The 13,417-nt window shown below is 60.7% G+C and carries 10 protein-coding genes; 5 read left to right on the top strand and 5 right to left on the bottom strand.

Annotated elements, in window-relative coordinates; translation table 11 throughout:
* Nucleotides 1-2 precede the first annotated feature (2 nt).
* The 5 genes from AC1DX3_RS13630 to AC1DX3_RS13610 all read right to left on the bottom strand — a co-directional run bounded on the left by AC1DX3_RS13630 (nucleotide 3) and on the right by AC1DX3_RS13610 (nucleotide 8,035).
* Nucleotides 3-2,663 (bottom strand): glycoside hydrolase family 3 protein, encoded by a 2,661-nt coding sequence (locus AC1DX3_RS13630; protein ID WP_476989854.1) that lies wholly within the window; start codon nucleotides 2,661-2,663, stop codon nucleotides 3-5.
* Between the two features lie 32 nt (nucleotides 2,664-2,695).
* The gene (locus AC1DX3_RS13625; RefSeq protein WP_476989853.1) at nucleotides 2,696-4,777 is read right to left on the bottom strand and encodes an alpha-L-arabinofuranosidase C-terminal domain-containing protein; all 2,082 of its coding nucleotides are present in this window, start codon (nucleotides 4,775-4,777) and stop codon (nucleotides 2,696-2,698) included.
* 35 nt (nucleotides 4,778-4,812) lie between these two features.
* Entirely contained in the window at nucleotides 4,813-6,369 is a 1,557-nt protein-coding gene (locus AC1DX3_RS13620; protein ID WP_476989852.1) for an alpha-N-arabinofuranosidase, read from the bottom strand.
* Nucleotides 6,370-6,464: 95 nt separating this feature from the next.
* A complete protein-coding gene (locus AC1DX3_RS13615) occupies nucleotides 6,465-7,010 on the bottom strand; it encodes a DUF3237 domain-containing protein (protein WP_476989851.1) in 546 nt (181 codons plus the stop codon).
* Nucleotides 7,010-8,035, bottom strand: coding sequence for an alpha/beta hydrolase (locus AC1DX3_RS13610; protein WP_476989850.1), 1,026 nt, complete (start codon nucleotides 8,033-8,035; stop codon nucleotides 7,010-7,012). The genes AC1DX3_RS13615 and AC1DX3_RS13610 overlap by 1 nt, the downstream gene beginning before the upstream one ends.
* Before the next feature lie 494 nt (nucleotides 8,036-8,529).
* Here AC1DX3_RS13610 and hppD point away from each other — a divergent pair, with 494 nt between their 5' ends.
* From hppD to AC1DX3_RS13585, 5 genes are read left to right on the top strand one after another with little or no spacing between them, the layout of a single operon-like run.
* Nucleotides 8,530-9,564: a 4-hydroxyphenylpyruvate dioxygenase gene (gene hppD, locus AC1DX3_RS13605; protein WP_476989849.1), complete on the top strand. Its 1,035-nt coding sequence runs from the start codon at nucleotides 8,530-8,532 to the stop codon at nucleotides 9,562-9,564.
* A gap of 55 nt (nucleotides 9,565-9,619) precedes the next feature.
* Nucleotides 9,620-10,906, top strand: coding sequence for a homogentisate 1,2-dioxygenase (hmgA, locus tag AC1DX3_RS13600; RefSeq protein WP_476989848.1), 1,287 nt, complete (start codon nucleotides 9,620-9,622; stop codon nucleotides 10,904-10,906).
* Entirely contained in the window at nucleotides 10,903-12,171 is a 1,269-nt protein-coding gene (gene fahA, locus AC1DX3_RS13595) for a fumarylacetoacetase (protein ID WP_476989847.1), read from the top strand. Before hmgA ends, fahA begins: the two co-directional genes overlap by 4 nt.
* 23 nt (nucleotides 12,172-12,194) lie before the next feature.
* On the top strand, nucleotides 12,195-12,845 hold the full coding sequence (gene maiA / locus AC1DX3_RS13590; protein WP_476989846.1) for a maleylacetoacetate isomerase: 651 nt from the start codon (nucleotides 12,195-12,197) through the stop codon (nucleotides 12,843-12,845).
* Nucleotides 12,842-13,198: a Rieske (2Fe-2S) protein gene (locus tag AC1DX3_RS13585; protein ID WP_476989845.1), complete on the top strand. Its 357-nt coding sequence runs from the start codon at nucleotides 12,842-12,844 to the stop codon at nucleotides 13,196-13,198. Before maiA ends, AC1DX3_RS13585 begins: the two co-directional genes overlap by 4 nt.
* Nucleotides 13,199-13,417: the final 219 nt, after the last annotated feature.

Here is a 13,417-nt window from a genome sequence, read left to right as displayed (position 1 = left end):
GATCAGGGCTCCAGGGTCAGGGTGGAGGTCACGGTAAAGGACGCCGCGGCGCCGGAGGCCTTGGCCAGCCCCGGCCGGCCGTCGGGTTGTCCACCGCCCAGCCAGACACTGACTTTACCGCGTTTGACAGAACGCGAGCCATCCGCGTTCACCGTACTGAGCGCACGGCTGTCGAGGGTGAAGGTGACCGTCCTTGTTTCACCGGACTTCAGATGAACGCGTTCGAACCGTGCCAGGGCGCGTATCGGCGCGTCTTTTTCGCCGGGATGGCTGAGATAGAGTTGCACGACTTCGTCGCCATCCCTGCCGCCGCTGTTGGTGACGTCGACCGAGACCGTCACCGGCTCGTCACCCTTCACGTTTGCGGCCGACACTTTCGCCGGAGCGTAGGTGAAACGGGTATAGGACAGGCCGTAGCCGAAGGGATAAAGCGCCTCGCCCTTGAAGTAGCGGTAGGTTCGGCCCTTCATGCTGTAGTCGTTGAACGCCGGCAACTGGTCCACCGAGCGATAGAAGGTCATCGGCAGTCGGCCCGCCGGGCTGAAGTCACCCGCGATCAGCCTGGCGACCGCTGCGCCGCCCTGGCCGCCGGGGTACCAGGCCTCGACGATCGCCGGAACGTTTTTGTCGGCCCAATTGATGCCCAGCGCGCTGCCATTGACCAGGACCAGAACGACGGGCTTGCCGGTCGCGCTTACCTGTTCCAGTACCTTTTGCTGGACAGGCGGCAGGTCAAGACTGGTGCGGTCGCCGCCCGAGAAGCCCGGCGTTTCGACCCGCATCTCCTCGCCCTCGACGCGTTGCGACAAACCGGCGACGAACACGACAAGATCGGAGGCGTTCGCAGCAGCGACGGCGTCCTTGGCGCCGGTATCCGACGGCAGGCTCCACAGCAGTTTTTCGTCGCCCGCGTCCTGGCGCTGGAAGGATTCGACACGAATGGTGTTACGGCTGCCAGCCTCAAGCTGAACCGTTCCGGTCGCAATGGACGGACGCCAGTCGACAAACCAGGCATCGACGGCCAATTTGTCATTGACCCAAATGCGATAACCGCCATTGGCGTCGTAACGGAAGCGGTACTCGCCCGTTTCCGGCGCGGTCAGATAGCCCTCGAAGCGCACGGAACCGCTGCGCTGCTCACCGCTCCAGGCCTGTTTGGCATTGGTGGTTGCGGCAACCGACTGAGCGGCGCCCGACAGATCGGCGGCGGTGAATTGACTGACCGTCACCCCTTTCTCATGGCAATCCTTGTCGCGGCACAAGTCCTCGTCCGGTACGGCTGTCAGGACAGGATCGATCAGGCCAGAGCCTGGGGCATAGCGGATTTCGGCATTGGGGAAGCGGGCGCGCAGACCGTTAAGGATGGTCACCGGATGCGACGGGTCGCCATTATAGTTGCCGACCAGGGAGTCGGGCGAGTCGGCATTGGGGCCGATCACCGCAATGGTATGGGGTTCGGCCTTCAGCGGCAGCAGATTGCCTTCGTTTTTTAGCAGGACCATGGCGGATTCCGCCACGTGCTGCGACAGGTCGCGATTGGCCTGGGTGTCGTAATCCGTGGCGGTGATGTCCGGGAAAACCTTGGCCGGCGGATCGAACTGGCCCAGCTTGAACCGCGCGGTGAACAGCCGGACCAAGGCTGTATCGATGACGCTTTGCGGCAACAGGCCCTGGCGGACTGCGCCGGTCAGGTGGTCGGCCTCGTTGGCGTTGCCGCAAATCAGGTCCGTGCCCATCTGGTAGGCGGCGGTGACGCCCTCCTCTGGCGTCGCCTTGTAATGGTGCGAGGTCTTGTAATAGATGTCGCCCACGGCGTCGCAGTCCGACACCACATAACCTTTGAAGCCCCAGTCCTTGCGCAGATGGGTGACGAGCAAATCCTCGTTGGCACAGGCCGGTTGCCCGTCAATGGCATTATAGGCGCACATGATCGATTCCGCCTTGCCCTCGGTAATCGTCGCCCGGAAGGCCGGCAGGTAGGTGTCTTCCAGATCGCGGCGCGACGGATCGACATTGTCGCGGTGACGCCCGGCTTCGGGGCCACTGTGGACCGCGAAGTGTTTGGGCGTGGCCACGACGCGGTAATAGACGGGATCGTTCCCCTGCAGGCCCTCGACGTAGGCGACGCCCATACGGGACGTGAGGTACGGATCTTCGCCATAGGTCTCCTGGCCCCTGCCCCAGCGCGGGTCGCGGAAGATGTTGATATTCGGCGACCACACGGTCAGGCCACGAAACCAGTCCGAGCCGCCGAAACGATGCCGGCTTTCGACATATTTGGCGCGGAATTCGACGCTGACGGTGTCGGCGACCTGATGAACCAGCGGTTCGTCCCATGTCGCCGCCAAACCGACGGCCTGGGGGAAGACGGTGGCATGACCTGCTGCCGCGACACCATGCAGGCCTTCGTTCCACCAGTTGTATTCACGCACCCCCAGTCGCGGAATGGCGGGCGCATCATTGATCAATTGCGAGGTCTTTTCTTCGAGCGTCATGCGCGACACCAGGTCGGCGGCGCGTTGCTCGGGCGTCCGCGTCACGTCCTGGTAGGGCGCACGGTCGAGCGGATTTTGCGCGGAAGCGCCGGGTGCGGCGGCGAGCGCGGTCAGGAGCGCAAGTGCCGAAACCGCCCAGAGCGCATGGTTTCGCGTGTGTCGTTTCATGGTCGTTTCCTCTTTATTTTCTGCCCGGCCCCTCAGGCGCGGGCGAATTCGTAAAGCTCGACGCTGGTCGGCGCGATTTTCAGCGCGGTTGAGGTAGCGAATGTGCCTTCGGCAACCACCACTTCGGGCGGTTTGCCGACCTGGTTCTGCGCGTCCAGGCTTGAGCCCGTCAGTTTCCAGCTACGGCCGGTTTTTTGCGCCGTGAATCCGTCCAAACCCAGTTGCAGAGTCTGAGCGCGCTCGGTGGCATTGACGACCGCCACCACCAAGGCTTTGCGGTCCGCGGTGAGAGCTGCCGAGATGTCCAGCGGATAGGTCGGACTGCCGGCATTAACGCGCGGTTGGTCGCCGCCCGCCGGATATTCCGGCGCCGGTACCGGTGAGTTGCCGGTCACGGCGATCGGGATAGTGCCGAAATGCTGGTTGTACATCTGATACATGCGTCCCGTGGCGCTGATCACCGAACGGGTTCGGTCAAAGTCCATCCAGCCGGTCGCCATGGTGTAGCCTGCCATGTCGATAAAGTCGGAGTGGCGGAAAAACTCATGCAGGCACATGCCCATGGCGAGGCAGGTCTTCAGCGTCTGCCGGAAACTGTAGGCATATTCGTCGAAGAATACCTTAACCTTGCCGTCGTTCAACGCCGGGAAGCGGCGCTTATACTCTTCCCAGCATTCCACCATGGTCAGGACGCGGTTGGCGGGCTGGCGCGCCCATTCGACCAGGGGCCGTTGGACATCGAACAGCTTGCCGGTCTTGATGTCGAACTTCTTGTTTTCCGGCGGGTAGGCGTGGGTGGCCAGGGCATCGAACTTGCCCCAGGCCTTGGAGAACATGCCATAGGCCCAGTCGCGATCCGAGCCGAATTCGACCTGGGGCTGGCCTTCGATAAAGATGCCCTGCCCCGTCGTCATCTCGTCGGCGAAACCGCCAGGCGCGATGATATAGATCGACGGATCGACCTTGCGCATGGCGTCGACGAACAGACTGTGCTTGACGGCATACTGGTTCATCGGGATGTGGCCCATCTGCCAGTGGCCGTACATCTCGTTGCCGACATTCCAGTATTTAACGCGATAGGGTTCCGGATGACCGTTGGCGGCACGTTTCGCACCCCATTCGGTATCGGCCGCGCCATTGATATATTCCACCTGCTCCGCCCCCGATCGCGGGCTGTCAAAGCCGGTGCTGACCGACCAGCTCGGTTCGGCATTGATCAGCCGGCACATCTGCAGCAGTTCATCCACCCCGACATCGTTCGGTTGGGCGAAATTCCACACCGGATCCAGAATCGGCGGGCGCTTGTCCAGATCGCCGATGGTATTTTTCCAATCATAGCTGGAAATGAAGTTGCCACCCGGAATACGCAGTATCTTGCAGTCGATCTCTTTCATCAGGGCCAGGGTGTCGGCGCGGAAGCCCTTGACATTGTCTGCCGGCATGAGCGACACCGCGCCGACGCGGAAAGTCCCCGCACCGGTTCCGGTGATTTCGAGGCGGGCCTCGGCCGTATCGGCCCGGGGCGAAAAACGCAGCGGCGCCGTGCTCCAGTCTTTGCCGGCGGCCAGCCTGACCGTTTGCCGGTCCGTGGCTCCGGCACCCCAAATCAGAGTGGCGGACATATCGGCAGCGCCGTCGGCGGCGATGACCACGCGGCCGACATAATCCTTCTTGCCGGTCAGGACCAGACCGGACTGGGCGATGCCGCGCGGCGCGGCGCCAGCGAGTGTCACCACCGGCGACTGCTCACCGATCCAGGGTGTCTTGCGATCCATGGTCACGGCCGCGTCGGGCCCGACCGGAACCCATTTATTGACGGCGCGCATCCGCGACACCGCGCCTTCGGCTTTGGGTGCGGGCGTCGAATCCACCGCGTGAAAGAATTTGCGGTCGTCCAGAACCTCGCTCCACAGGCTGTGATTGATCAGGTCGCCGATATGCTCCAGGAAGCCGCCATAGATGAATGGATTGAGCGGCGCACCCTCGCGGCCGACCTGAAGGGTCGAGGCGATCGGTGCCTGTGTCTGGGCCACCGCCGGAACACTGGCAAACGCGCCGGCCATGGTCGCGGTCAAGAGGGCCTGACGACGGGATAATTTGATTTCGTTGAACATGGTAACCTCACGGCAGGATGTTAAATAGACGCGGTTTAGGGCGTAATCGTCAGTACCGTGACGGAGGCCGGCGCCAGGTGAACCACGGCCTTGCCGTCGCTCAGTTTTACGGAGATCGGCTTGGGCGTAACCGTGTTGGGGGCGTCGAACGTGTTGACCGAGTCGAACCTGGGCGCAGCGAGGGTGTCGCCCGATACCGCCTTGATCTTGAAGCCCAAAGAAGCGGTGTCGACGTCCACGGTTCTGTTGGGATCGACATTGGTGAGCGACAGATAGTATTTTCCGTCCGTGCCCTTTGCGGCGACAGCGTCGACCCGCGGCAGGCTTATGTCGCCAAAGGTGTAGGCGCCGGCGTCAAAGGCCACCGGAATAAAGGTGGCGTCCTGGAACGGCAGGTACATCTTGAAGACATGATAGGTTGGCGTCAGGACCATCTTCTCCTTGTCCGTCAGGATCATGGCCTGGAGGACATTGATCATCTGGGCGATGTTGGCCATGCGGACCCGGTCGGCGTGGCGCGCGAAGATGTTGATATTGAGGGCGGCGAGGACGGCGTCGCGCTGCGAATTCTGCTGCATCAGGAAACCGGGATCGGTGCCGGGTGTAGCGGCGTACCATGCGCCCCATTCATCGACGACAAGGGCAACCTTCTTTTCCGGGTCGTACTTGTCCATGATCGCCGAATGCCGGGTTATGAGATCTTCCATACCCAGGGTGTCTTTCAAAATGACGGCATATTCCTTTTCGCCGAAACCGACCGCCTTCTGAGAGACCGGAAAGCCTCCGCCGGTCGTATAGGAATGCAGGGACAAACCTTCGATGCTCCATGCCCAGCTGTGGCCCTGATAGGCCTTCATCACCGCTTCGGTGTAGGCCGTGTCACCGCCATTGGGACCGACGGCGATACGCTGCATGGGCTGGGCGGGATTGTAATTACGCACGAAGCGAGCGTGCATCTTCATTAAGCTGACATAGAAGTCGGGACTCATGCCGCCACCGCAGTCCCAGCTTTCATTGCCGAGACCGACGAAAGGCACCTTGTAGGGCGCCGCATGACCATTCTTGGCACGTTCGGCGCCGCGGGCATCTGCCGGACTGGCGGTCATATATTCCAGCCATTCGGCGCTCTCGCCTACCGTTCCGGAACCGACATTGACCGATATGTAGGGATCGGCACCCAACTGACCGGCGAAGTCCATGAACTCGTCCGTTCCGAAGGTGTTGGGTTCGACCACCCCGCCCCAATTGGCGTTCATCATGGCCTCGCGATTCGGCCCAATACCGCGCCGCCAGTGATATTCATCGGCAAAGCAGCCGCCGGGCCAGCGAACCACAGGCACCTTGATGGCCTTCAGGGCCGCAACCACGTCATTGCGTATTCCGCGCGTATTGGGAATGGAAGAGTCCTTACCGACCCAGATGCCGCCGTAAATTCCGCTACCCAGGTGTTCGGCGAACTGGCCGAATATGTGACGGTCGATCGTTGCGCTCGGCTTGCCGGCGTCCATGGTCACCGAGACACGGTCTTGTGCCTGAACCGAAACGGATACAGCCGCCAATGACAGGACAGCACCTAAAATAATGGACTTCATGATAGCTCCCAATTTCTCCAGCCCCGGCGACGCGAGACGTCTTGATTATCGGCTTTTTCAGCCGGATGGCGGCGCGGGCAGATTGCCGCGCACGCCTATTTCACACGATAAAACCGGATACGAACAGCAGGCTTGTTGTCATCCGTGATGATATCCAGCCGCGCCACAAATGCCGATTGATTGAGCCACTGATACCGTCCGAGCGGCGCCTCAAAGACAGGCGTCAGCAGAATGGGCGCCGACGTCGTTGTTCCCATCGACGGGCACATCGGGCCCTGATTGCGCACATTGATCACTGCGCCATCGTCGGTTTGCAGCATGTAGTCGGCGAGCGCCCAAACGCAGCCATCCGCCCGTTTCAATTGCCAGTCCCATCCGCCGGATCTGACGACACCCTTGAACCCTGCCCCATCACCCGGCCCATCGAACCTCCCGCCGGTAATGGGAATAATATAGCGCTCGCCCATCGGCGTCGCACCGGGGTTGACGCCCTCGCCGAGAAGAACGACTTCTTCGAACGCAAACTCCAGGTGCGGAGCAAGCGGGTCGGGCTCAAGCGCCAATACCGGCGCCGACCACATCGCCGCGGCCATCAAAATCACACCCAACAGGCGGTTCAACACCGGGATTACAGGTTTCATCACGGTGCCTCGGGCTCGAACGACAGGTGTTCGGCGAAGTACGGCAGGACGTGGTTCTGAAACCGGTCGGCGACACCGCTTACGTGATCGCCGTCGTAGAGTTCGAAGCTGTTATCGATGTGATAGGCTTTCAGCGTTGCGCTGAGCGCTTCGGTGTCGGTCCTCAGTCCGTCACGATTGCCGACATCGAAGGCGATCGCCGAATATTGGCGCATATTCGGAATATATTGGTGCACCATCGACAGCGGGGCATTGGCCGCCCATCGCGCCAGAACATCGGGCTGCGCCACGCCGCCTTTGGTCGGTAAGTCGAGGTAGAACGGCGGTTTGTCGGGATTGGGCGACCAGGCCGACGCGACCGCCAGGGTCGCGCGAACAAAAAAGCCCAGGGATTGCGCTTCTTCCACGGTCTTCAGGGCTTCCAGCTTCAGTCCCTCTTCGGCCGTAGGCGCCCCGCGCGCGGACAGACAACATGGACTCATGGCATAGAGAGCGCTGAAGACTTCCGGATGCTTCATGCCGATGCGAACCGTGCCATAGCCGCCCATCGAATGGCCAGCCAGTCCCCGGCTTTCGCGTCGCGCCAAGGTTCGGTAGTGGCTGTCGATATAGGCAACCAGATCCTTCGAGATAAAGGTGTCCCAGTCGCCGGTTGTCGCGGAACTGGAATACATGGAACCATTATGAACAGTCTGGGAATTGGGCAGCACGATGATCATGCCCTTGACACCGGCCGAATAGGCAGCGTCGATCGTCTGCGGTGTTTTGATCTCCGTCGACCATATCTCGTTATTGATCGAATAGCCGTGCAGCGCGTACACGACGGGATAACGTTTCTGCGCATCAGAATCGTAGTCCGGCGGCAAATACACCGTGACCTTACGGTCGGGCGTGTTACCTTCGAGATTGCCCTCCAGCGCCGGGCTGTGGACCGTGATTTGCTCCGTGCGAACGGTCTGTGCCGCTGTGGAGTTTGCAGCACTAATGGCAAGAACGGCACAGAGGCCGAAAAGCACTCTACGCATTAAGTCTCCCCTATAATTATTATTCGTTATTCCTCGGACAATACGGCCAAAAAATCAAGCAAGAATTCTATGGAAAGTTAATAAAGATAGAGGGGAATTTCATTAGCGAAATTAATGAAAACTGAAATATATTTAATTTACATTACAATATCAATACATTAAACGTTTTTCCAATCCATAGGATTACTTTTTTTGAAGAAATTGGTGAATTTGAGCGCTCGAAACGGCGATGAAAAAGTTAACCGCAATTGTCTGATATAAGAGGCTGTGTGAGCGCTATCATTTTGGGCCCAGTCACATTCCCTTCCGAGCGACAGGGGGTAGTCGTCGTTCTTTAGCTCCTGAATGAGCTGTCCGTCTCGTCTGCACGGCTCAGGTGCGCTTCACAAGATAGTGTGGCCCGAAGCAGACGAAATTGCAAAATCCCGTTGCTAATCGCTACCAATCGTAATAGTTTCAATAGATACTATAACGGCAGCGATAAGGAACCGGCCATGTCACACGACAATCCCTTAGGTCTCAACGGTTTTGAGTTCGTCGAGTTCACCGGCCCGGATACAGCGGCCATGGCCCAGCAATTGGAATTGATGGGCTTTGTCGCCGCGTCGCGTCACCCGTCCCTGGATATCGTCCGCTACAGACAGGGCCATATCAACTTCCTGATCAATACGGCCGGCACGCCGCAGGCAGCCGTCTTTGCCGCCGACCACGGTCCGTCGGCCAACGGCATGGCTTTCCGGGTCGCCGACGCGGCCAAGGCCTATGAGCTGGCGCTGAACAGCGGCGCCCTGGCGGCCGGCGGCGGGATCGTCGGCGATTATGTCCTGCAAGGCATCGGCGGTTCGCTGCTCTATCTTGTCGATCGCGACATCTATGCCGATTGGGATGTCATTGCCGGCGCCGCCGAAGCGGAGGCCGCCAACAGCGTCGGTTTCGAAATTCTCGATCACCTGACGCATAATGTGGCGCGCGGCCAGATGCGTACCTGGTCGGAATTCTATCGCCGGATCTTCGGCTTCGAAGAGCAGAAATATTTCGATATCAAGGGCCAGGCGACCGGTCTGTTCAGTCAGGCCATGATCGCGCCCGACGGCGCCATCCGCATTCCGCTCAATGAAAGCCAGGACGATACCAGCCAGATCGAGGAGTTCCTGCGCCAATATAACGGCGAAGGCATCCAGCATATCGCCCTGACGACCGAGGACATCTATGGCACGGTCGAGAAGCTGCGCGCGCGCGGCGTCAAGCTGCAGGACACCATCCTGACCTATTACGACCTGGTCGATAAACGCGTGCCGGGCCACGGCGAGGACCTGGAACGGCTGAAGGCCAATCGCATCCTGATCGACGGCGATGTTGAAAACGAAGGCATCTTGCTGCAGATTTTCACCGAGAACACGTTTGGGCCGATCTTTTTCGAGATCATCCAGCGCAAGGGCAATCAAGGTTTCGGCAACGGCAACTTCCAGGCCTTGTTCGAATCGATCGAACTGGATCAGATACGCCGCGGCGTGATCAAGGTCGCGTAGTTTTAAAGCAAGCTTTAAGTAAGATACCCGTCCGAGCCGCAGAGCGAGCCCACCCATGTCCAACTATATGACCGGCTTCGGCAATTCCTTCGCCAGCGAAGCCGTGCCGGGCGCCTTGCCCGTCGGACAGAATTCACCGCAAAACGTCCCGTTCGGCCTCTATGCCGAACAGGTGTCGGGGTCGGCCTTTACGGCGCCACGCGATGACAATCGCCGGACGTGGCTGTATCGTTTGCGACCCGCCGCCAATCACGCGCCTTTCGTGCCGCTCGCTCATGCGACTTTCGCCTCCGCGCCATTCAGCGGGCCGGCGACGCCCAACCGCCTGCGCTGGTCGCCGGCCGCCCTGCCCGAGGCTGAAACCGACTTTCTCGACGGCCTGATCACCTATTGCGGCAATGGCGACGCCGAGGCGCAAACGGGGATCGCCGTCCATCTCTATGCCGCCAATGTTTCGATGCGGCGGGCCTTTTTCAATGCCGACGGTGAGATGCTGATCGTGCCCCAGCAAGGCGCATTGCGCATCGTCACCGAGATGGGTGTGCTTGAGGTCGCACCCCTGTCCATCGCCGTCATCCCGCGCGGTGTCCGTTTTCGCGTCGAGATCAATGAACCCAGCCGCGGCTATGTCTGCGAAAACTATGGTGCGCCGTTTCGATTGCCCGATCTCGGGCCGATCGGCAGCAATGGTTTGGCCAACCCGCGCGACTTCGAGGCGCCAGAGGCCGCATTCGAAGACAGCGATGCGGAGACGACGTTAGTACAGAAGTTTGCCGGCCGTCTATGGGCGACAGAGCTCGACCATTCGCCGTTCGATGTCGTCGCCTGGCATGGCAATCTGGCGCCCTGTCGCTACGACCTGACGCGCTTCAACACCTTGAATACAGTCAGTTTCGATCATCCCGATCCGTCGATCTTTACCGTTCTAACATCGCCTTCGGACCACGCCGGCACCGCCAACTGCGACTTCGTCATCTTCCCGCCACGCTGGATGGTGGCTGAACATACGTTCCGGCCGCCGTGGTTCCATCGCAATATCATGAGCGAATTTATGGGCCTGATCACGGGCGCCTATGACGCCAAGGCCGAAGGCTTTGCCCCCGGCGGCGCCTCATTGCACAACTGTATGAACGCCCACGGCCCCGACAAGACAAGCTATGAAAATGCGGTCAAGGCCGAGTTGAAGCCGCACCGGATCGCCGACACCATGGCCTTCATGTTCGAGAGCCGGCATATACTGAAGACGACGCCGGCCGCCCTGAACAGCCCGTTGCTACAAAACGACTACGACCACGTCTGGGATGCCTTCGCCAAGGCGCAACTGCCGAAGGACCGTCCATGATCGACGCCACCCACGACCCGAAACTGACCTCATGGGTCGCCAGCGCCCAGGGTCATCGCGATTTCCCGATCCAGAACCTGCCGTTCGGCACGTTCAGCCCGCCCAATGAAGCGCCGCGGCCGGGCATGGCGATCGGTGACTCGATTATCGAACTGGAAGCCTTGAAGGCCGCCGGCATCATCCAGTCCGCCCCGGCCGACTTGGGCCAGGTCCTGGCGACACCGGCTCTGCGCAAATCGCTGCGGCAGCAAATGTCGCGTTTGCTGTCTGAAATCAGATACCGTCAGGCCGCCGAGCCCTATATCCACGCCGCGGTCGACTGCACGATGCACGTGCCGGTCAGTATCGGCGACTATACCGACTTCTATGCCGGCATTTATCATGCGCAAAATGTCGGCGCCCTGTTCCGCCCCGACAACCCCTTGCTGCCCAATTACAAGCACGTGCCGATCGGTTATCACGGCCGCGCCTCGTCGATCCGGCCGTCGGGCACGCCGGTCAAGCGCCCCAGCGGTCAGACCAAGGCGCCGGACGCCGAGCTGCCCAGCTTCGGTCCCAGCAAGCGGCTCGATTTCGAGCTCGAACTCGGTATCTGGGTCGGTCCCGGCAACGACCTCGGCCAAGCCATCCCGATCGACAAGGCCGCGCAACATATTGCCGGCTTCTGCCTGCTCAACGACTGGTCGGCGCGCGATTTCCAGGCGTGGGAATATCAGCCGCTCGGGCCCTTCCTGGCCAAGAACTTCCTGACGACGATATCGGCGTGGATCATTACGCCGGAGGCTCTGGCGCCGTTCCGTATGGCGCAAGGCCCGCGGCCCGAAGGCGATCCGCGGCCCATGCCCTATCTGTGGGACGAGGCCGATCAGGCGGAGGGCGCGCTCGACCTCAAGCTGGAAGTCTTCCTGCAAACGGCGAAGATGCGGGCGGCCCATGTGTCGCCGCAACAGCTCAGCCACAGCGCAGCCCGGCATATGTACTGGACAGCGGCGCAATTGCTGACCCACCACGCCTCCAACGGCTGCAACCTGCAACCGGGCGACCTGTTGGGCACCGGCACCATTTCCGGACCGACGCCCGACGGCGCCGGCAGCCTGCTCGAATTGTCCGTGGGCGGTAAAAACCCCGTGACTGTGGGCTCAGATGAAACTCGCGCCTTTCTTGATGATGGAGATGAGCTTATTCTATCCGCACGCGCCGAAAAGGATGGTTTCGTCACCATCGGCTTCGGTGAATGCCGCGGGCGCATATTGCCCGCCAACTAGCCAAAAGAACGAGGAATGAGACTATGCTCAAACTCCACGATTACTGGCGCTCCAGTGCCGCCTATCGCACCCGTATCGCTCTTAATCTCAAGGGACTTGAGTACCAGGCCGTCAGCCACGACCTGCGGCGCAACGAACACCATGAGCCGCGTTACAAGGCCCTGAATCCGCAAGGCCTGGTGCCCGCATTGGAAATCGACGGGCATGTCCTGACACAAAGCCTGGCCATCATCGAATATCTCGAAGAGCGCTACCCGACACCGCCATTGCTGCCCAAATCGGCCATCGATCGCGCCGTGGTGCGCAGCATGGCCGAGGTGGTCGCCTGCGATATCCATCCGCTCAACAATCTGCGGGTGCTGCGGGAACTGAAACACGAGCTCCACGCCGACGAACAGCAGTGCAAGCGCTGGATTACGGGCTGGATCGCCGAAGGCTTTACCACGCTGGAAACCCTGATCGGCAAGCACGGCAACGGTTTTTGTTTCGGCAGCACGCCGACGCTTGCCGATTGTTACCTGATCCCGCAGGTGTTCTCGGCCCAGCGCTATAATGTTAGTCTCGATCCCTATCCGCTGATCCGCGCCGTCAATGAACGTTGTGACGACCTGCCGGTGTTCGCGCGCGCCCATCCGCGTCATCAACCGGATGCCGATACAGTGGACGCCGCTTGAATCCAAGAATTTATGAAACGCCGGCGGGCGTCAAGCTGGGCCCCGCCGACCTCATCGCGCCGGACAGGGCGCGCAACTTCGTGCTGCAGATCGGCGAGGCTTTTTTCCATGGCTTTGTGGTGCGCAAGGACGACGACTATTATGGCTATGTCGATCGCTGCCCGCATGCCGGGTTACCGCTGGCCCAGGAACTGGACGACTATCTGACGCCGCAGGGCGATCTGATCAGCTGTTCGTGGCACGGGGCGCTGTTCCGGATCGCGTCAGGCCGCTGCGTCGGCGGACCGTGCGCCGGCGCCAGCTTGACGCCGTGGCCGGTGGGTGTGGCCGACGGTTTTATCGTGACGAAGTAGGGCGGGGCCAAGGCGGCCGCCGGCAAAAAAGAAGAGCAGGCTCGGGAGAAGACCGAACCTGCTCTCAGGAAACCTGTCACGTCACGACGACAGCGATGGAGGAGACCGGCATTACGCGTCGGGCTTGTGACGGGCACGCGCCGTCCAGACACACAAACAAGGACTGACCACCGGATATCGCTGTCCGACCTGGAAAATAAGGGTGACAGGTGGCGGGAC

The sequence above is a fragment of the Asticcacaulis sp. P2_B1 genome (genome assembly GCF_056404915.1).
Note: the sequence above shows the minus strand (reverse complement) of the source record. Positions and strands in the feature narration are given on the sequence as shown.